Consider the following 17,416-nt stretch of genomic DNA (forward strand, 5'->3'; position numbering starts at 1 on the left):
GAAGCGCGAACAGGCCAATTGGGTTTTCGCCAGCCGTTACAGTGAACGAAAAGGCTGGCTACTGGAGGCGTTTCAAGGCGTCTGGTTTTTGTCAGGTGCAGTCAGGCCGGCCTGGATACGCTGGTAAATCTCCTCGCGATGCACGGCAACATCCTTAGGTGCGTTGATGCCGATTCGTACTTGCTGGCCGCTAACGCCCAGGATGGTGATCGTAATGTCATCACCGATGTTTATGCTTTCACCGACTTTGCGGGTGAGTATAAGCATGGACTTCTCCTTGAATTACTTTTAAGGACACATGTTTCAGACAGGGTAGGTGTCGGATGTGTGTAGCTTACTGCGAAGCGCTTCCCTGTGACTGCCTCTTTCTAGGACGCATAGAGGCGACATTAATTCCCATGGCGGTATCATACAGGTCGCGATACATGATTCGCATTGTTTAAGCCAACGTTTATGACGGCCAGAATAGACAGTGAATGGTAAAGTTGCCTCTTTGATCCTCAAAGGAGCAGGGCAGTGCGTAAAGTAGCGATGGCAATTGTGGTGTTGGCGTTGGCCGGATGCGGTGAAGGTAAGTCGGTCGACGCCCCCAAGGCCAAGCCTGCCGTGACCGAAAGCCTGCCGCAAACCGGTGCGATTGCCGCTCAGGAATGGGATATACGGGTCGGCCCGCCGGACCATAAGCTGCAGGCGATCACCGACCTGACCGCCTGGTTGCTGGAGCACGGGTTCAATTTCTACATTGTGAAAGTCGACGGCAAGGATGAGGTGCTATTGGGGCCGTTCGCGACCAAAGCCGAGGCCGAAGCCAAGCAGGCGCTGCTAAACGAAAAAATGGCGCGGGCCAAGAAAAACGACACCGTGTCGGAGATTATCGAACACCAGGCTGCGCAGTAGCAGGTGAAGTGGGCGGGCACCCCGCCCACAGTCAGCCGCAGGCCTTGAGGTTGACCGGGCCGACGAATTCATTACCACGTCCCATCACGCACGCCACTGTCTGGTTGCGCTGGCGCTCCCAGGTTTGCACCGGATAGGTCTTGTTCCAGGCTTCATACAATTGCCGGTCCTGCTTCGACAGGCGCAGGCCATACTGCTTGCTCATATAAAAATACGTGCGTGCGATCATCCCGCGAATGGACGGGCGCGGCATGACTTTCTTCGCCTTGAAGTCCACCTGGGTCAGGCATGAGCCGTACTGCCCGCTTTGCACCGGCAGCCAGCCAAAACTGAAGTTGTTACGGTCACCATTCACTTCGCCGATGCTCGGCACCAGGTTGTGCAGGTCTGCCTCGGCGCGCTTGAACACCTCATCATGGCGCGTGCAGTTTTTTCGCCCGCCATTTTGCCAGCATTGGCGCTGATGTCCGATTTGCCAGGCCGGCACGATGTGTTCCCACTCAATGCGTGCAGCGCGGTTGGCGTTTTTGCGGGGGATGTAACCGCAGGCTTTCAGGTTCACCCGGTTACCGGTGTATTTGCAGCCGCAATAAAATTCGGTGGATTGCGGCGCGTAGAGCTTCCAGGCGATCTTCTTGGCTTCGCTAAAGGTGCGAGGGGCTTGGGCGTTGGCAGTGAAGGTTAAAAACAGACAGCACACAGCAATAAAACGGGCACTCACAATCAATCTTCCTTCGGTACAACCCAAAAAATCTGCACGCCACCGTCGTCCCGATAGGCGAGGGTGACGTTGTCATTCTCTGCAATCTCTTCCAGTAAACGTTGCCAATCGTTCTCTGGTTCCTCGGGTAAACGGAAGATCAACGCCGCCTTGGCTTTCTGCGCGTTGGTCGAATTGATGATTTTTTGCACGCGGATAGCCAGGCGCTGATAGGCGTCAGGCGCTGCAGGTGCTGCGGAAGAGGGCTTTGCCACAGAGCATTCCTTAATTGGCTGTACGCACATACAGTATTTAACTGTAGGCAATTTCGCAACTGCTTAAATTTCAAGAAGTTCGTCTGACAGCGAATCAGGGAGTTTGTTGAAGTTCGGGGGGAGAGGGGCTGAATGTGGCGAGGGAGCTTGCTCCCGCTCGGGTGCGTAGCGCCCGCAAGTATTTTGGGCGCTTCGCAGCCCAGCGGGAGCAAGCTCCCTCGCCACAAAAGCATCTTTCTACAGATGAATCAGCAGGGATTAGTATTCCCAGAAGATCCGTTGCAGTTCCTTGCTGTCCTGGGTCTTGGTCAGGGCGACCATGGCCAGGATGCGGGCTTTCTGCGGGTTCAGGTCAAGGGCGGCGACCCAGTCGTATTTGTCGTCTGGCTGTTCGGCGTTACGCAGAACCATGCCACCGGCGTTGACGTGGGAAGAGCGAATGATCTGCACGCCTTGTTTACGCAATTCCACCAGCGCTGGAACGACCTTGGACGATACTGACCCATTACCGGTACCGGCGTGAATGATCGCTTTGGCGCCCGCTTGGGCCAATGCCTTGTAGGCAGTGTCGCTCACGTTGCCATAGCCGTAGGCAATTTCAACGTCAGGCAGGCTTTTGATGGTCTTGATGTCGAACTCAGAATCCATGGTGTGACGCTTGGCCGGCAGGCGGAACCAGTAGGATTTACCCTCGACGACCATGCCCAGCGGGCCCCATGGGCTCTTGAACGCTTCGGTCTTGATGTTGATCATCTTGCTGACGTCGCGGCCAGATTGGATCTCGTCGTTCATTGTCACCAGCACGCCTTTGCCCCGTGCATCCTTGCTGCCCGCGACCGCAACGGCGTTGTACAGGTTGAGCATGCCGTCCGCCGACATCGCGGTGCCTGGGCGCATGGAACCGACCACCACGATAGGCTTGTCGGTTTTTTCCACCAGGTTCAGGAAGTAGGCGGTTTCTTCAAGGGTGTCGGTGCCGTGGGTGATCACGATGCCGTCGACGTCCTTGCTGTCGGCCAATTCGGCGACACGGCGACCCAGTTGCAGAAGGTTTTCGTTATTGATGCTTTCCGACGCAATTTGCATCACTTGTTCGCCGCGAACATTGGCGATCTGGCTAAGCTCAGGAACGCCGGCGATCAGTTGTTCGATGCCGACCTTGGCCGCCTGGTAGGTGGCACTGTTGGCAGCACTGGCGCCGGCGCCAGCGATGGTACCGCCGGTGGCGAGGATGACTACGTTGGACAGTTTGGTCTTGCTTTCGACTTCCTTTGCCTGGGCGGCAACGGGGAACAGCAGCAGAAGGGCCAGGGCGCCCGGAATGACGTTCTTCAATGCAGATTTCATTATTTTTCTCTCTGGTTTTTGATGAGTGCTGTAGCAGGTTCATCTAGAACACCCGGGCGGTTCTGAACGCCGCGAGGTGCTGAGAAAGAGCAGGATTTGTACCAGACTGAGCATGTTGGTTTTTATAAATTAACTTATTGATTTAAAACAACTTAACCTAAGATTTTAGTTTCATGGGGCTTGGCGCTGTCCGGCTTTCCGAACGCGAAGGGTTGTGGTGTTCGGTTGTCCGAAAGCGATCACGATATGTCCGAGCGCTGTGGTCGATCATTCGCAGTGCAGTCTGTCGTTTCAGCGAACGGCAGAAACGGCGAGCTGGCTTAAACGTATCAGCGGTCGGTGGCTCAAGGGAGAGCTTGGAGGGCGCCAATGAAAGGCTTGCTGCTACCGTTGACAAATCTCGACAAGGTTCTCATAGTTTGCTCAACGCAAACGTTTGCGAGATGTTTCACTGCGCCCTTGGCGCATCGTGACAGCTCGTATCAGCCGCCCAGGTGGGAGGGCTGCCGAAGGGCTCTTCGGTGCAGGCGTTGCTCACAATAATCATAAGATCGGAGTGAACCCATGAAGCTGCCATTTGCTGGACGTCTTCTTGCTGTTGCTGTGCTTGCTGCCGCATCCGCCGCTTTGCCTCTCTCTTCTGCATTTGCCGATGACGCTGCCAAAACGCCTACCGTGGGTTTGGTCATGAAGTCCCTTGCCAATGAGTTTTTCGTCACCATGACCGACGGTGCGAAGGATTACCAGAAAGCGCACCCAACAGAATTCAAGTTGATCTCCAACGGCATCAAGAACGAAACCGATACCAGCGCGCAGATCGCCATTGTCAACGAAATGATCAACGCCAAGGTTGATGCGCTTGTCATTGCTCCCGCCGACTCCAAGGCACTCGCCAGTGTGCTGAAAAAGGCTTCCGATGCCGGTATCAAGGTGGTCAACATCGACAATCGCCTGGACCCGGAAGTACTCAAAAGCAAAAACCTCGATATTCCGTTTGTAGGCCCGGATAACCGCAAAGGCTCCAAGCTGGTGGGCGACTACCTGGCCAAGCAACTGGCCGCCGGTGACAAGGTCGGCATCATCGAGGGCGTACCCACTACCACCAATGCCCAGCAGCGCACCGCAGGCTTCAAGGATGCGATGGACGCGGCAGGCATGAAGATTGTTTCCACCCAATCCGGTAACTGGGAAATCGACCAAGGCAACAAAATCGCGGCAGCGATGCTGAGCGAAACGCCGGATATCAAGGCGCTGTTGGCCGGTAACGACAACATGGCCCTGGGCGCTGTTTCCGCCGTGCGTGCGGCAGGCAAGGCCGGCAAGGTGTTGGTGGTAGGTTACGACAACATTGACGCGATCAAGCCAATGCTCAAGGACGGCCGCGTGTTGGCCACCGCTGACCAGGCCGCCGCCCAGCAAGCCGTGTTCGGTATCCAGAACGCGCTGAAGCTGGTCAAGGGTGAGAAAGTCGATGCCAAAGATGGCGTGATCGAAACCCCGGTCGAACTCGTCATCAAGCAGTAATCCTGGCAGTACCCAACAGCGCCCGCTCGTCCTGAGCGGGCGCCTGGAGATTTTCCTATGTCATCTTCCGCTCCGAACGCTGTCCTCTCGGCCAGCGGTATCGGTAAGACCTATGCCCAACCGGTTCTGTCCGACATCACCCTGACGCTCAATCGCGGGGAAGTGTTGGCGCTGACCGGTGAGAACGGCGCAGGCAAAAGTACCTTGTCGAAGATCATCGGCGGCCTGGTCACGCCCACCACCGGGCACATGCAATTCAACGGTCAGGATTATCGCCCCGCCAGCCGCACCCAGGCCGAAGCCTTGGGCGTGCGCATGGTCATGCAGGAACTCAACCTGCTGCCGACGCTGACCGTGGCTGAAAACCTGTTCCTGGATAACCTGCCGAGCCGCTGTGGCTGGATCAGCCGCAAACAATTGCGCAAAGCCGCGATCGAAGCCATGGCCCAAGTCGGCCTGGACGCGATCGACCCGGACACACTGGTAGGCAGCCTGGGCATTGGTCACCAGCAAATGGTCGAGATCGCTCGTAACCTGATCGGCGACTGCCATGTATTGATCCTCGACGAGCCCACGGCGATGCTTACTGCTCGTGAAGTCGAGATGCTGTTTGAACAAATCACGCGCCTGCAGGCTCGAGGCGTGGCGATCATTTATATTTCGCACCGGCTCGAAGAGTTGGCCCGTGTCGCCCAGCGCATTGCGGTATTGCGCGACGGCAAGCTGGTCTGCGTCGAGCCGATGGCCAATTACAACAGTGAGCAGTTGGTGACCTTGATGGTCGGTCGCGAACTGGGTGAACACATCGATTTGGGCCCGCGCACCATCGGAGGCCCGGCCTTGACCGTGACGGGCCTGACCCGTTCGGACAAGGTCCGCGATGTGTCCTTTGAAGTGCGCGCCGGTGAAATCTATGGCATTTCCGGCCTGATCGGCGCCGGTCGCACCGAATTGCTGCGCCTGATTTTCGGTGCCGACCCGGCCGATAGAGGCACCGTGGCCTTGGGTTCGCCGGCCAAGGTGGTGAGCATTCGCTCGCCGGTGGACGCGGTCGGTCATGGTATTGCCCTGATCACCGAAGACCGCAAGGGCGAAGGCCTGCTGCTGACCCAGTCCATCAGCGCCAACATCGCCCTGGGCAACATGCCGGAAATTTCCGGCGGGGGCGTCGTCAACAGCCGTAACGAAACCGCTCTGGCCAAGCGCCAGATCGACGCCATGCGAATCCGCAGTTCCAGCCCGACGCAACTGGTGTCCGAGCTGTCGGGTGGTAACCAGCAGAAGGTGGTGATTGGCCGCTGGCTGGAGCGCGACTGCGCAGTAATGCTGTTCGATGAGCCCACCCGCGGTATCGACGTCGGTGCCAAGTTCGATATCTATGCCTTGCTCGGTGAATTGACCCGCCAGGGCAAAGCGCTGGTGGTGGTGTCCAGTGACCTGCGTGAGCTGATGCTGATCTGTGACCGCATCGGTGTGCTGTCCGCCGGGCGCCTGATCGAGACCTTCGAGCGTGACAGCTGGACCCAGGACGAATTGCTCGCCGCCGCCTTTGCCGGCTATCAGAAACGTGATGCGCTGCTCAACGAAGCAGCGCCTAGGAATACCCCATGAAAACAAACATTTCCCCCGGTAAAACTGGCGGCAACTTCTATGGCCTGGGTACCTACCTCGGGCTGGCAGGTGCCTTGCTGGCGATGATTGCGCTGTTCTCGATGCTCAGCGATCACTTTCTGTCCTATGACACCTTCAGCACCCTGGCCAACCAGATTCCAGACCTGATGGTGCTGGCGGTGGGCATGACCTTCATCCTGATCATTGGCGGCATCGACCTGTCTGTGGGATCGGTACTGGCATTGGCGGCCTCGGCAGTCAGCGTGGCGATCCTGGGCTGGGGCTGGAGCGTGTTGCCTGCCGCTCTGTTGGGCATGGGTTGCGCGGCGTTGGCCGGCACCATCACCGGTTCCATCACGGTGGCCTGGCGCATTCCGTCATTTATCGTATCCCTCGGCGTGCTGGAGATGGCCCGCGGCGTGGCCTACCAGATGACGGGCTCGCGCACCGCTTATATCGGTGACTCGTTTGCCTGGCTGTCCAACCCGATTGCCTTCGGTATTTCTCCGTCGTTCATCATCGCCTTGCTGGTGATCATCGCGGCCCAGTTGGTACTGACCCGTACGGTCTTCGGTCGCTACCTGATCGGCATCGGCACCAACGAAGAAGCGGTGCGCCTGGCGGGTATCAATCCCAAGCCTTACAAGGTCCTGGTGTTCAGCCTGATGGGCCTGTTGGCCGGTGTGGCGGCGCTGTTCCAGATCTCGCGCCTGGAAGCGGCGGACCCGAATGCCGGTTCGGGCCTGGAGCTGCAAGTGATCGCCGCCGTGGTGATCGGTGGCACCAGCCTGATGGGCGGGCGTGGCTCGGTCATCAGTACGTTCTTCGGGGTGTTGATTATTTCGGTCCTGGCCGCCGGGCTGGCGCAGATCGGCGCGACGGAACCGACTAAACGCATCATTACCGGTGCCGTGATCGTGATTGCCGTGGTCCTCGATACTTATCGCAGCCAGCGCGCCAGTCGGCGGGGCTGAACCATGGCAACGATCAAGGATGTGGCAGCGCTTGCAGGTATTTCCTACACCACCGTGTCCCATGTGGTGAACAAGACGCGCCCAGTCAGCGAGCCGGTACGCATCAAGGTCGAGGCGGCGATCAAGCAGTTGGACTACGTGCCCAGTGCCGTGGCACGCTCGCTCAAGGCCAAGACCACGGCCACCATCGGGCTGCTGGTGCCCAACAGCCTCAACCCGTATTTTGCCGAGCTGGCTCGGGGTATCGAGGATTACTGCGAGCGTAATGGCTATTGCGTGATCCTCTGCAACTCGGATGACGACGCAGAGAAACAGCGCAGTTATTTGCGCGTGTTGCTGGAAAAACGCGTCGACGGCTTGATCGTGACATCCGTGGGCGGTGATGACAGTGGCCTTGCCGCAGGCTTGAGTGCAGTGCGCACGCCGATGGTGATTGTCGACCGGGCGCTGGATGGGATTGATGTGGACCTGGTGCGCATCGATCACGAAGAGGGCGCTTACCTGGCGACCCGGCACTTGCTGGAGTTGGGGCACCGGGACATCGCCTGTATCGGCGGCCCTGGGCATACCCGCGTGGCGCAGATGCGCCTGGCCGGGTACCAGCGTGCATTGCGCGAGGCGGGCATCGAGGTGTTGTCCAGTCGTACCCTGGAAAGCGATTTCACCAGCACGGGCGGGTATGCCGCAGCCGTACAGTTATTATCGCAACACCCGCCCAGCGCGATTTTCGCCAGCAACGATATGATTGGTTTTGGCGTGCTGCGCGCCGCCGCCGAGCGCAATGTGCGGGTGCCGGGCGAGCTGTCGGTCATCGGTTTCGATGACATCCAGATGGGGCGCTACGTCTACCCGGCGCTGACGACGGTTGGCCAGTCGATCCTGCAATTGGGCGAGACTGCGGCCGAATTATTACTGCAACGAATAGCAACCCCCCAACTGCCGATCGATCAACGTATCGTGACGCCCAGTATTGTTTTGCGTGAGTCGACCGCGCCATTGGCTGATGTGTTCGCCCAATACCGCTGAACCGAATTGATGAGTACTGATGTATGCCAGCAAAAGTAGTGGTAATAGGCAGCTTGAACATGGACCTGGTCACCCGCGCCAGTCGCTTGCCGCGTGCCGGTGAAACCCTGATCGGCCAGACATTTTCCACTGTGCCCGGTGGCAAGGGCGCCAACCAGGCCGTCGCCTCGGCACGCCTGGGGGCGAGTGTCGCCATGGTGGGGTGCATCGGTACCGACGCCTATGGCAGCCAATTGCGCGATGCGCTGCTGGTGGAAGGGATCGACTGCCAGGCCGTCAGCACGGTGGATGGCTCCAGCGGTGTGGCGTTGATCGTGGTCGATGACAGCAGCCAGAACGCCATTGTCATTGTGGCCGGCAGCAACGGTGAGCTGACGCCTGCGTCGCTGCGAACGTGCGACGCTGTGCTGCAGGCGGCAGACGTGATCATCTGCCAGCTTGAGGTGCCGATGGAGACCGTTGGGTATGCGCTCAAGCGGGGTCGCGAACTGGGCAAGACCGTCATCCTCAACCCGGCCCCGGCAAGCGGACCATTGCCCGCTGACTGGTATGCCTCGATCGATTATCTGATCCCCAATGAAAGCGAGGCCAGCGCTCTCAGCGGCGTAGCGGTCGACTCCCTCGACAGTGCCAAGGTCGCCGCGACCGCGCTGATCCAGGCGGGTGCTGGCAAGGTCATCATCACCCTGGGCGCCCAGGGCGCGCTGTTTGCCGACGGCAAGAGCTTTGAGCACCTGGTGGCGCCGAAGGTCAAGGCGGTGGATACCACCGCTGCTGGCGATACCTTTGTCGGTGGCTTTGCCGCCGCGCTGGCCGCGGGCCAGAGCGAAGCCGAGGCGATCCGTTTTGGCCAAGTGGCGGCGGCGTTGTCAGTGACCCGCGCCGGCGCTCAGCCTTCCATTCCTACGCTGCACGACGTACAAGGTTTTGTGCCCGCATGAAAAAGACACCTTTGCTGAATATCGCCCTGTCGCGCGTGATCGCGTCCCTGGGCCACGGTGACATTCTGGTCATCGGCGATGCCGGCCTGCCGGTACCTCCCGGCGTCGAATTGATCGACCTGGCACTGACCCAGGGCATCCCGGACTTCATCAGCACCTTGCGCATCGTGCTTAGCGAAATGCAGGTGGAAAGCCATGTTCTGGCAGAAGAGATCCTGCTGAAGCAACCGCCCGCGCTGACCGCGCTAAATACGCTCACAGAGCAGGCTGCACTGGGCGAGCGACGCCTGCTCAGCCATGACCAATTCAAGCAATTGAGCCGCAATGCCCGCGCTGTGGTGCGCACTGGCGAGTGCCAGCCGTACTGCAATATCGCGCTGGTGTCCGGCGTAACGTTCTAGCGTCCCCCCTATGACAAGGAGTGCTTCATGCAACGTGGTCTACCTACCCTGAAAAACCTGTTCCGGAGTGTTCTGCTTTTGTCCGCGCTCACTGCTGCAAGCGCCCAAGCGGCGGAAAAAATCGACCTGATCATCGATACCGACCCGGGTGCCGATGACGTGGTGGCCTTGCTGTTCGCCATGGCCTCGCCGGAGGAGTTGAGCATTCGTGCGCTGACCACCGTCGCCGGCAATGTGCGCCTGGACAAGACCTCCCGCAACGCGCGCCTGGCGCGCGAATGGGCAGGTCGCGAGGACATCCCGGTGTACGCAGGTGCGCCAGCGCCGTTGTTGCGCAAACCGATCTACGCCGAGAATATCCATGGCAAGGAAGGCATCTCGGGCGTCACGGTGCATGAACCGAAAACAGGCCTGGCCGAAGGCAATGCAGTCGACTACCTGATCAAGACCCTGAGCAGCGCCAAGCCGCACAGCATCACCATCGCCATGCTCGGCCCGCAGACCAACCTGGCACTGGCGCTGACTCAAGCGCCCGAAATCACCCAGGGCATCAAGGAAGTGGTCGTGATGGGCGGCGCCCACTTCAACGGCGGCAATATCACCCCAGTGGCCGAGTTCAACCTGTTCGCCGATCCGGTGGCGGCGGAGATCGTGCTCAAAAGCGGTGTGAAGTTGACCTACCTGCCGTTGGACGTGACCCATAAAGTCCTCACCAGCGACGCCCGCCTGAAGAAGATTGCGGACCTGAACAACAATGCGAGCAAGGTCGTCAGCAGTATTCTGAATGAGTACGTCAAAGGCGATATGGAGCACTACGGCATTCCGGGTGGCCCGGTCCATGACGCTACCGTGGTGGCGTACCTGCTCAAGCCTTCGCTGTTCAGCGGTCGTGAGGCCAATATGGTGGTCGACAGCCGCGAAGGCCCGACCTTCGGCCAGACCATTGTCGATTGGTATGACGGCCTCAAGCAGCCGAAGAATGTGTTCTGGGTTGAGAATAGCGACGCCCAGGGCTTCTTCGATCTGCTGACCGAGCGCCTGGCGCGTCTGAAGTAAGTTAGCGGGGCGGCGCTCGTCGCCCTGTTCTATTCGCGCTCTTGGGCGCCCATGTAGTCGGCCGGGTATTTCTCGAATATCTGGCCGATGAATGCTTGCGCCGCCTGGGTGCCCAGTTCCTTGACCAACAGGTCGATACCAATGATCGCCAGTTCTTCCGGGCTTCCGGGGCTGTAGGAACTTTGCCCTTGGGGCCACTTGGCTTTGATGTCGGCTTGAAGCGTTACGGTGGTCATGGAAATCTCACGGGCTAAAAATGCGGGGGCAATGCACTGGAACGCCGTTCCAGAGGGGCGCAGTTAAGCATTTTGTACGGCATTTGGCACTGCTACTTAGGCATGAAGCGGCGGCTGTGCGACACTGTTGGCCTGTTAAATGGCCGGGAAACACCGCGTGCAAATCGATTTGAGCAAGCCCGACAACCTGACGCTGGACGCCGTGCGCCAATTGCTTGGCAGCGCCAGTGACGACGAACATACCCAGTTGCGGGTAACCAAAGAAGGCATCGCCTACATTTCTTCCGGCGTAGTCGGTGGGGCTGATATCGCTGGCCTGGTGTTTCGCCTGGAGACCTGGGCCAAAGGTTCCGGCTATGTCGGCAACGTGGCGGCCAGCGATGAAGTCTGGGTCATGCAGATTTTCAACGCGCTGAAGCAGAATTGGCCTACTCCTTCGTCGGACTACATCGATATCTACTGAATACGTTCATATCTAGTCACGATTCACCAAGCGATTGCAGGCCGTGACTCAGGCAGACTTGCCCACAGGCGGTTAACGTCTTGAAACCAATCGCTTTGAATGCTGTCGCACGATCTCTGTCCACTTTTTATCATAGGAGGCTTCATGCCTTGGAAGCTCGCATCATTCGGTACTTTGTTGGCTGCGCTCGCGTTGGCGGGTTGCAGTACCCCGGGTGCCTCTGAGCCAGGCAAAGCTGCCACTGTGACCGATGCTGGTCATAGCCGCTGTGAGTCGAAGGCCGCAGAGTTCGCCATCGGCCAGAAAGCCTCGCCCCAGTTGCTGGAGCAAGCACGTACGCGTGCTGGCGCGCAGAATGCACGCATCCTCAAGCCCAACGACATGGTCACGCTGGAGTATCGCTCTGACCGCCTGAACCTGAACACCGACGACAATCTGGTGATCAACCGGGTTAACTGCGGCTGATACGGCTTTTGCATCGCCCATAAAAAACCCCGTCACATGGACGGGGTTTTTTTAGCTCAGCGGAGAATTACTCGCCGCGAACCTGTGCAGCTTGCATACCCTTTTGGCCTTTCTCAGCCACGAAGGAAACGGTTTGGCCTTCTTTCAGGCTTTTGAAACCGTCGCTTTCGATAGCTTTGAAGTGTACGAACAGGTCGTCACCGCCACCTTGAGGAGTGATGAAGCCGAAGCCTTTTTCATCGTTGAACCATTTAACGGTGCCGGTTTGGCGATTAGACATGGTGTATCTCCAAGAAACATATATTTTCAGTAGTGCTGTGCTGCTCAGGCCAACTGGGCACACAGGGCTATCATAGTCGAAATGTTCGGCTTGGGAGCCCCCCCAAGGCACTGTTTGCTAATCAATCGCTTTGCGTTTGATCCGTTGTTCGGCTGAAAGCCCCGATTTACGGGGCTTCGCGACGAAATATCAGCTGTTAAAAAAAGCCGTAAAACCTGCATAATTTGTGTGAAATGGCAGTTTTCAGGCTGTTTTTTCAGCGAAATGACCGTCGAATCGTCAGCCAATCTTACTTTTTCTTCACCACTTTGCAGGACGAAATAGCCGCGACTGCTTTGTTTTTAAGCTCCGGGCTGGCGTTCTGGTTGGTCATCAATTCCTTGATCTCGGCAGTGCTCAATTCGGCATTGATCTTGTCAGCGCCACATTCACAGTGGGCTTTGGCAGTTTTGACGTCCACGTTCTGGCTGGCTGCGGCACTGCAGTCGTTGACGAAGGCGTCACGGGCGCCAGCTGGCCAGTTGGAAGGGGCTGCAGCCTGCGCGCCGAGGGAAAGGAGGCTCAGGGTAGCGGCGACAGCGAGGGTAGAGGTAAAACGCATCATGGGATGCTCCTTTGGGTCGAGGACGAACGGCGATTCTCAGTGGCTTTGAGGCCCTGCGTACAGCTCAAGTTCACTTTTGCAGCTATAAAGCCATGAATTGCTCTTTACCCAGCGCTTGGCCGACGCGATGACCGTTCATCTGTGCTAGCATCCTTGCCTGGCTATTTCCGGGCGCGCCATTTGCCGCCTTGCCAGGTTCTTTTTGTTCACTCCAGTCACTCTGGTTCGATTATCGGTTGGCCGAAAGGCTCCTGCCGCTGTAAGGCAGGCGTTCATTATTGAGCGGCCTGGTGTTGGATCTTGTACTGGCTCATCCCAACCCACGTGACCTTTGGTAGGGGTCACCACTAGGAGAGGAGGCGCCATGCCAACTATTACTCTTCCCGACGGCAGTCAGCGTTCATTCGATCATCCGGTTTCCGTAGCCGAGGTCGCCGCATCCATTGGTGCTGGCCTGGCCAAGGCCACCGTGGCCGGCAAGGTCGACGGCAAGCTGGTTGACGCCAGCGACCTGATCACCAGCGACGCCAGCCTGCAAATCATCACGCCCAAGGATCAAGAGGGGCTGGAGATCATTCGCCACTCTTGCGCGCACTTGATTGGCCATGCGGTCAAGCAACTGTATCCAACCGCCAAGATGGTGATCGGCCCGGTCATTGAAGAAGGCTTCTATTACGACATCGCCTATGAGCGTCCTTTTACTCCGGACGACCTGGCGGCCATCGAGCAGCGCATGCACGCGCTGATCGAAAAAGATTATGACGTCATCAAGAAAGTCACCCCGCGTGCCGAAGTGATCGACGTGTTTACTGCACGTGGCGAGGACTACAAGCTGCGTCTGGTAGAAGACATGCCGGACGAGCAGGCCATGGGGCTGTACTACCACGAAGAATACGTGGATATGTGCCGTGGCCCGCACGTGCCGAACACGCGCTTTCTCAAATCGTTCAAGCTGACCAAGCTCTCCGGTGCCTACTGGCGCGGTGACGCCAAGAACGAACAGCTGCAACGGATCTACGGCACGGCCTGGGCTGACAAGAAGCAATTGGCCGCCTATATCCAGCGCATCGAAGAAGCTGAAAAACGCGACCACCGCAAGATCGGCAAGCGCCTGAACCTGTTCCACCTTCAGGAAGAAGCGCCGGGCATGGTGTTCTGGCACCCGAATGGCTGGACTCTGTACCAGGTGCTTGAGCAGTACATGCGCAAGGTGCAGCGCGAAAACGGTTACCTGGAGATCAAGACTCCCCAGGTGGTTGATCGCAGCCTGTGGGAGAAATCCGGGCACTGGGCCAACTACGCCGACAACATGTTCACCACCCAGTCGGAAAACCGCGACTACGCCATCAAGCCGATGAACTGCCCGTGCCACGTGCAGGTATTCAATCAGGGCCTGAAGAGCTACCGCGAGTTGCCGATGCGCCTGGCCGAGTTCGGTGCCTGCCACCGTAACGAACCATCGGGTGCGCTGCACGGCATCATGCGGGTGCGTGGCTTCACCCAGGACGACGCCCACATCTTCTGCACCGAAGAGCAGATGCAGGCCGAGTCCGCAGCGTTCATCAAGCTGACCATGGACGTTTATCGCGATTTCGGCTTTACCGAAGTCGAGATGAAGCTGTCCACTCGTCCGGAAAAACGCGTCGGTTCCGACGAGCTATGGGATCGCGCCGAAGCGGCACTGGCCGCTGCGCTCGACAGTGCGGGCCTTGCGTACGATCTGCAGCCGGGTGAGGGCGCGTTCTACGGTCCGAAGATCGAGTTCTCGCTCAAAGATTGCCTTGGCCGTGTCTGGCAGTGTGGTACCCTGCAGCTCGATTTTAACCTGCCGATCCGTCTGGGAGCCGAATACGTCTCCGAAGACAACAGCCGTAAACACCCGGTTATGCTGCACCGGGCGATCCTCGGTTCGTTCGAACGGTTCGTCGGTATCCTGATCGAGCACTACGAGGGCGCGTTCCCTGCGTGGCTGGCTCCGACCCAGGCAGTGATCATGAATATCACTGATAAACAGGCAGATTTTGCCGCTGAAGTTGAAAAAACTCTCAACGAAAGCGGATTTCGTGCCAAGTCCGACTTGAGAAATGAAAAGATCGGCTTTAAAATCCGCGAGCATACTTTGCTCAAGGTTCCCTATCTTTTGGTTATCGGAGATCGGGAAGTCGAGATGCAGACTGTCGCTGTGCGTACTCGTGAAGGTGCTGACCTGGGCTCGATGCCCGTCGCCCAGTTCGCTGAGTTCCTCGCGCAAGCGGTTTCCCGGCGTGGTCGCCCAGATTCGGAGTAATTATTATTAAGCGTGAAATGAGACAAGATAAACGAGCTGCACCGAAAGCCCCGATCAACGAGAATATCTCGGCACGCGAGGTTCGGTTAATTGGCGCTGATGGCGAGCAGATTGGCATCGTCTCGATTGATGAAGCGCTTCGTATTGCAGAAGAGTCCAAGCTGGACCTGGTGGAAATCTCCGCCGATGCAATCCCACCTGTTTGTCGGGTGATGGACTACGGCAAATCTATCTTCGAAAAGAAGAAGCAGGTTGCCGCAGCGAAGAAGAACCAGAAGCAGATTCAAGTAAAAGAAATCAAGTTTCGTCCAGGGACGGAGGAAGGGGATTACCAGGTAAAACTGCGCAACCTGGTACGTTTCCTGAGTGATGGGGACAGGGCCAAGGTATCCTTGCGATTCCGCGGCCGTGAGATGGCCCACCAGGAGCTGGGGATGGAACTCCTCAAGCGGGTTGAAGCTGACCTGCTGGAGTACGGTTCGGTCGAACAGCATCCTAAGATGGAAGGACGCCAGCTTATTATGGTCATCGCCCCGAAAAAGAAGAAGTAATCAACAGGGCACGGCAGGCCTTCTGATTATGTTTATCAACTGAATGCGGAGTACCGAACATGCCAAAGATGAAAACTAAAAGTGGTGCTGCTAAGCGGTTTCTGAAAACTGCTAACGGCATCAAGCACAAGCACGCTTTCAAGAGCCACATCCTGACCAAAATGTCGACCAAGCGTAAGCGTCAATTGCGCGGTAGCAGCTTGCTGCATCCGTCTGACGTGGCAAAAGTCGAGCGCATGCTGCGCCTTCGTTAATTTTGGTTCAAGAATAGAGGAAGTAACTCATGGCTCGTGTAAAGCGTGGCGTCATGGCCCGTAAGCGTCACAAAAAAATTCTGAAACTTGCTAAAGGCTACTACGGCGCGCGTTCACGCGTATTCCGTGTTGCCAAGCAAGCGGTAATCAAGGCAGGCCAATACGCCTACCGTGACCGTCGTCAGAAAAAACGTCAGTTCCGCGCTCTGTGGATCGCTCGTATCAACGCCGGTGCACGTGTTAACGGTCTGTCCTACAGCCGTTTCATCGCTGGCCTGAAAAAAGCGTCCATCGAAATCGACCGTAAGGTTCTGGCTGAACTGGCCGTGAACGAAAAAGCGGTGTTTGCTGCGATTGTCGAGAAAGCTAAAGCCTCCTTGGCTTAAGTACCCCCGACAGTCACCCTGGGCTACTCCTGTGGCCCAAGGTGGTAAACGTCATAAATAGGGGAAGAGCCTTCAAGCTCTTCCCCTATTTTGTATCTGGAGTCTGTACATGGAAAACCTGGACGCGCTCGTCGCCCAAGCCCTTGAGGCTGTGCAAAGCGCTGAAGATGTAAATGCCCTGGAGCAAATCCGGGTTCACTACCTTGGCAAGAAAGGTGAATTGACTCAGGTGATGAAGACCCTGGGAAATCTGCCCGCTGAAGAGCGTCCGCAAGTCGGTGCGCTGATCAACGTCGCCAAGGAGCGTGTCACAGAGGTTCTCAATGCGCGCAAGGCGTCGCTCGAGGAGGCCGATCTTGCGGCCAAGCTCGCCGCCGAGTCCATTGACGTGACCTTGCCTGGTCGTGGCCAGGCGTCGGGCGGTCTGCATCCGATCACCCGGACTCTGGAACGTATCGAACAGTTCTTCACCCACATCGGCTACGGCATTGCCGAAGGCCCTGAGGTCGAAGACGACTACCACAACTTCGAGGCGCTCAACATCCCAGGCCATCACCCGGCCCGGTCGATGCACGACACCTTCTATTTCAACGCCAACATGCTGCTGCGCACCCATACCTCGCCGGTACAGGTCCGCACCATGGAAGCGAACAAGCCGCCGATCCGCATTGTCTGCCCAGGCCGTGTGTACCGTAGCGACTCGGATATCACCCATTCGCCGATGTTCCACCAGGTCGAAGGCCTGCTGGTTGATCGCGATATCAATTTCGCCGACCTCAAAGGCACCATCGAAGAGTTCCTGCGGGTGTTCTTCGAAAAAGAGTTGGCGGTACGTTTCCGTCCTTCGTTCTTCCCGTTCACCGAGCCATCCGCTGAAGTCGACATGGAATGCGTGATGTGCAGCGGTAAAGGCTGCCGTGTGTGCAAGCAGACCGGCTGGCTGGAAGTGATGGGCTGCGGCATGGTTCACCCCAACGTGCTGCGCATGTCCGGGATCGATCCAGAAGAGTTCTCGGGCTTTGCCTTCGGCATGGGCGTTGAGCGTCTGGCCATGCTGCGTTACGGCGTGAACGACTTGCGTCTGTTCTTCGACAACGACTTGCGGTTCCTCGCGCAATTTCGCTAGTCGTAACGAATC

General features: G+C 57.8%; 22 protein-coding genes. 15 read left to right on the forward strand and 7 right to left on the reverse strand.

Going from position 1 to position 17,416, the window contains the following annotated elements; all coding sequences use genetic code 11:
• Positions 1-72: 72 nt before the first annotated feature.
• Positions 73-267 carry a carbon storage regulator CsrA gene (csrA, locus tag FXO12_RS00490; RefSeq protein ID WP_003192511.1) on the reverse strand — a complete coding sequence of 65 codons (195 nt, stop codon included), beginning with the start codon at positions 265-267 and terminating at the stop codon, positions 73-75.
• A gap of 264 nt (positions 268-531) precedes the next feature.
• Here csrA and FXO12_RS00495 point away from each other — a divergent pair, with 264 nt between their 5' ends.
• Positions 532-897: an SPOR domain-containing protein gene (locus tag FXO12_RS00495; RefSeq protein WP_034128243.1), complete on the forward strand. Its 366-nt coding sequence runs from the start codon at positions 532-534 to the stop codon at positions 895-897.
• A 31-nt stretch (positions 898-928) separates the two neighbouring features.
• Here FXO12_RS00495 and FXO12_RS00500 read toward each other — a convergent pair whose 3' ends face one another.
• The 3 genes from FXO12_RS00500 to FXO12_RS00510 all read right to left on the reverse strand — a co-directional run bounded on the left by FXO12_RS00500 (position 929) and on the right by FXO12_RS00510 (position 3,219).
• Positions 929-1,618, reverse strand: a complete 690-nt coding sequence (locus FXO12_RS00500; RefSeq protein ID WP_052199994.1) for an endonuclease — start codon at positions 1,616-1,618, stop codon at positions 929-931.
• A gap of 2 nt (positions 1,619-1,620) precedes the next feature.
• On the reverse strand, positions 1,621-1,872 hold the full coding sequence (locus tag FXO12_RS00505) for a DUF1654 domain-containing protein (protein ID WP_034128242.1): 252 nt from the start codon (positions 1,870-1,872) through the stop codon (positions 1,621-1,623).
• Positions 1,873-2,130: 258 nt separating this feature from the next.
• Positions 2,131-3,219 (reverse strand): asparaginase, encoded by a 1,089-nt coding sequence (locus FXO12_RS00510; protein ID WP_034128241.1) that lies wholly within the window; start codon positions 3,217-3,219, stop codon positions 2,131-2,133.
• A 564-nt stretch (positions 3,220-3,783) separates the two neighbouring features.
• Between FXO12_RS00510 and FXO12_RS00515 the strand changes: the two genes are divergently transcribed.
• From FXO12_RS00515 to FXO12_RS00545, 7 genes are read left to right on the forward strand one after another with little or no spacing between them, the layout of a single operon-like run.
• Positions 3,784-4,743, forward strand: coding sequence for a sugar ABC transporter substrate-binding protein (locus FXO12_RS00515; RefSeq protein WP_003192504.1), 960 nt, complete (start codon positions 3,784-3,786; stop codon positions 4,741-4,743).
• Between the two features lie 57 nt (positions 4,744-4,800).
• Positions 4,801-6,354 carry a sugar ABC transporter ATP-binding protein gene (locus FXO12_RS00520; RefSeq protein WP_160049435.1) on the forward strand — a complete coding sequence of 518 codons (1,554 nt, stop codon included), beginning with the start codon at positions 4,801-4,803 and terminating at the stop codon, positions 6,352-6,354.
• The gene (locus FXO12_RS00525) at positions 6,351-7,328 is read left to right on the forward strand and encodes an ABC transporter permease (protein WP_054898321.1); all 978 of its coding nucleotides are present in this window, start codon (positions 6,351-6,353) and stop codon (positions 7,326-7,328) included. The genes FXO12_RS00520 and FXO12_RS00525 overlap by 4 nt, the downstream gene beginning before the upstream one ends.
• Positions 7,329-7,331: 3 nt before the next feature.
• Positions 7,332-8,354 carry a LacI family DNA-binding transcriptional regulator gene (locus FXO12_RS00530; RefSeq protein WP_054922657.1) on the forward strand — a complete coding sequence of 341 codons (1,023 nt, stop codon included), beginning with the start codon at positions 7,332-7,334 and terminating at the stop codon, positions 8,352-8,354.
• Between the two features lie 23 nt (positions 8,355-8,377).
• Entirely contained in the window at positions 8,378-9,295 is a 918-nt protein-coding gene (gene rbsK / locus FXO12_RS00535) for a ribokinase (protein WP_054922656.1), read from the forward strand.
• The gene (gene rbsD / locus FXO12_RS00540) at positions 9,292-9,696 is read left to right on the forward strand and encodes a D-ribose pyranase (protein ID WP_034128236.1); all 405 of its coding nucleotides are present in this window, start codon (positions 9,292-9,294) and stop codon (positions 9,694-9,696) included. Before rbsK ends, rbsD begins: the two co-directional genes overlap by 4 nt.
• A gap of 27 nt (positions 9,697-9,723) precedes the next feature.
• A complete protein-coding gene (locus FXO12_RS00545) occupies positions 9,724-10,752 on the forward strand; it encodes a nucleoside hydrolase (protein ID WP_057978625.1) in 1,029 nt (342 codons plus the stop codon).
• Between the two features lie 29 nt (positions 10,753-10,781).
• Here the strand turns inward: FXO12_RS00545 and FXO12_RS00550 are convergent, their stop codons facing one another.
• Positions 10,782-10,988: a hypothetical protein gene (locus tag FXO12_RS00550; RefSeq protein WP_003192496.1), complete on the reverse strand. Its 207-nt coding sequence runs from the start codon at positions 10,986-10,988 to the stop codon at positions 10,782-10,784.
• 157 nt (positions 10,989-11,145) lie between these two features.
• On the opposite strand from FXO12_RS00550, the gene FXO12_RS00555 reads away from it, so the two are divergent.
• Both FXO12_RS00555 and FXO12_RS00560 read left to right on the forward strand, forming a co-directional pair.
• Positions 11,146-11,451 carry a hypothetical protein gene (locus FXO12_RS00555; RefSeq protein ID WP_034128280.1) on the forward strand — a complete coding sequence of 102 codons (306 nt, stop codon included), beginning with the start codon at positions 11,146-11,148 and terminating at the stop codon, positions 11,449-11,451.
• Between the two features lie 144 nt (positions 11,452-11,595).
• Positions 11,596-11,916 carry an I78 family peptidase inhibitor gene (locus FXO12_RS00560; RefSeq protein ID WP_054898318.1) on the forward strand — a complete coding sequence of 107 codons (321 nt, stop codon included), beginning with the start codon at positions 11,596-11,598 and terminating at the stop codon, positions 11,914-11,916.
• Positions 11,917-11,983: 67 nt separating this feature from the next.
• On the opposite strand, the gene FXO12_RS00565 is transcribed toward FXO12_RS00560, so the two are convergent.
• Together FXO12_RS00565 and FXO12_RS00570 are read right to left on the reverse strand one after the other, a co-directional pair.
• Positions 11,984-12,196, reverse strand: coding sequence for a cold-shock protein (locus FXO12_RS00565; RefSeq protein WP_003234260.1), 213 nt, complete (start codon positions 12,194-12,196; stop codon positions 11,984-11,986).
• Positions 12,197-12,485: 289 nt separating this feature from the next.
• Positions 12,486-12,800, reverse strand: coding sequence for a hypothetical protein (locus tag FXO12_RS00570; RefSeq protein WP_019820908.1), 315 nt, complete (start codon positions 12,798-12,800; stop codon positions 12,486-12,488).
• A 364-nt stretch (positions 12,801-13,164) separates the two neighbouring features.
• Between FXO12_RS00570 and thrS the strand changes: the two genes are divergently transcribed.
• The 5 genes from thrS (at position 13,165) to pheS (ending at position 17,404) form a co-directional block, all read left to right on the forward strand.
• Positions 13,165-15,087 carry a threonine--tRNA ligase gene (thrS, locus tag FXO12_RS00575; protein WP_003192490.1) on the forward strand — a complete coding sequence of 641 codons (1,923 nt, stop codon included), beginning with the start codon at positions 13,165-13,167 and terminating at the stop codon, positions 15,085-15,087.
• A complete protein-coding gene (infC, locus tag FXO12_RS00580) occupies positions 15,087-15,638 on the forward strand; it encodes a translation initiation factor IF-3 (RefSeq protein ID WP_015884933.1) in 552 nt (183 codons plus the stop codon). Before thrS ends, infC begins: the two co-directional genes overlap by 1 nt.
• A 59-nt stretch (positions 15,639-15,697) precedes the next feature.
• On the forward strand, positions 15,698-15,892 hold the full coding sequence (gene rpmI, locus FXO12_RS00585; protein WP_002553160.1) for a 50S ribosomal protein L35: 195 nt from the start codon (positions 15,698-15,700) through the stop codon (positions 15,890-15,892).
• A 29-nt stretch (positions 15,893-15,921) separates the two neighbouring features.
• On the forward strand, positions 15,922-16,278 hold the full coding sequence (gene rplT / locus FXO12_RS00590; RefSeq protein WP_003192488.1) for a 50S ribosomal protein L20: 357 nt from the start codon (positions 15,922-15,924) through the stop codon (positions 16,276-16,278).
• A gap of 109 nt (positions 16,279-16,387) precedes the next feature.
• The gene (gene pheS, locus FXO12_RS00595; protein WP_003192486.1) at positions 16,388-17,404 is read left to right on the forward strand and encodes a phenylalanine--tRNA ligase subunit alpha; all 1,017 of its coding nucleotides are present in this window, start codon (positions 16,388-16,390) and stop codon (positions 17,402-17,404) included.
• Positions 17,405-17,416 lie beyond the last annotated feature (12 nt).

The organism is Pseudomonas sp. J380 (assembly GCF_009827115.1).
GTDB lineage: Bacteria > Pseudomonadota > Gammaproteobacteria > Pseudomonadales > Pseudomonadaceae > Aquipseudomonas > Aquipseudomonas paracarnis.

Bases quoted from the DNA above. Each gene is read 5' to 3' on its own strand.
- FXO12_RS00545 (WP_057978625.1), top strand. From the start codon at position 9,724: ATGCAACGTGGTCTACCTACCCTGAAAAACCTGTTCCGGAGTGTTCTG.
- FXO12_RS00495 (WP_034128243.1), top strand. From the start codon at position 532: ATGGCAATTGTGGTGTTGGCGTTGGCCGGATGCGGTGAAGGTAAGTCG.
- FXO12_RS00520 (WP_160049435.1), top strand. From the start codon at position 4,801: ATGTCATCTTCCGCTCCGAACGCTGTCCTCTCGGCCAGCGGTATCGGT.
- FXO12_RS00565 (WP_003234260.1), bottom strand. From the start codon at position 12,196: ATGTCTAATCGCCAAACCGGCACCGTTAAATGGTTCAACGATGAAAAA.
- rbsK (WP_054922656.1), top strand. From the start codon at position 8,378: ATGCCAGCAAAAGTAGTGGTAATAGGCAGCTTGAACATGGACCTGGTC.
- FXO12_RS00510 (WP_034128241.1), bottom strand. From the start codon at position 3,219: ATGAAATCTGCATTGAAGAACGTCATTCCGGGCGCCCTGGCCCTTCTG.
- thrS (WP_003192490.1), top strand. From the start codon at position 13,165: ATGCCAACTATTACTCTTCCCGACGGCAGTCAGCGTTCATTCGATCAT.
- rplT (WP_003192488.1), top strand. From the start codon at position 15,922: ATGGCTCGTGTAAAGCGTGGCGTCATGGCCCGTAAGCGTCACAAAAAA.
- FXO12_RS00570 (WP_019820908.1), bottom strand. From the start codon at position 12,800: ATGATGCGTTTTACCTCTACCCTCGCTGTCGCCGCTACCCTGAGCCTC.
- FXO12_RS00525 (WP_054898321.1), top strand. From the start codon at position 6,351: ATGAAAACAAACATTTCCCCCGGTAAAACTGGCGGCAACTTCTATGGC.
- rpmI (WP_002553160.1), top strand. From the start codon at position 15,698: ATGCCAAAGATGAAAACTAAAAGTGGTGCTGCTAAGCGGTTTCTGAAA.
- FXO12_RS00515 (WP_003192504.1), top strand. From the start codon at position 3,784: ATGAAGCTGCCATTTGCTGGACGTCTTCTTGCTGTTGCTGTGCTTGCT.
- FXO12_RS00550 (WP_003192496.1), bottom strand. From the start codon at position 10,988: ATGACCACCGTAACGCTTCAAGCCGACATCAAAGCCAAGTGGCCCCAA.
- csrA (WP_003192511.1), bottom strand. From the start codon at position 267: ATGCTTATACTCACCCGCAAAGTCGGTGAAAGCATAAACATCGGTGAT.
- rbsD (WP_034128236.1), top strand. From the start codon at position 9,292: ATGAAAAAGACACCTTTGCTGAATATCGCCCTGTCGCGCGTGATCGCG.
- FXO12_RS00560 (WP_054898318.1), top strand. From the start codon at position 11,596: ATGCCTTGGAAGCTCGCATCATTCGGTACTTTGTTGGCTGCGCTCGCG.
- FXO12_RS00530 (WP_054922657.1), top strand. From the start codon at position 7,332: ATGGCAACGATCAAGGATGTGGCAGCGCTTGCAGGTATTTCCTACACC.
- pheS (WP_003192486.1), top strand. From the start codon at position 16,388: ATGGAAAACCTGGACGCGCTCGTCGCCCAAGCCCTTGAGGCTGTGCAA.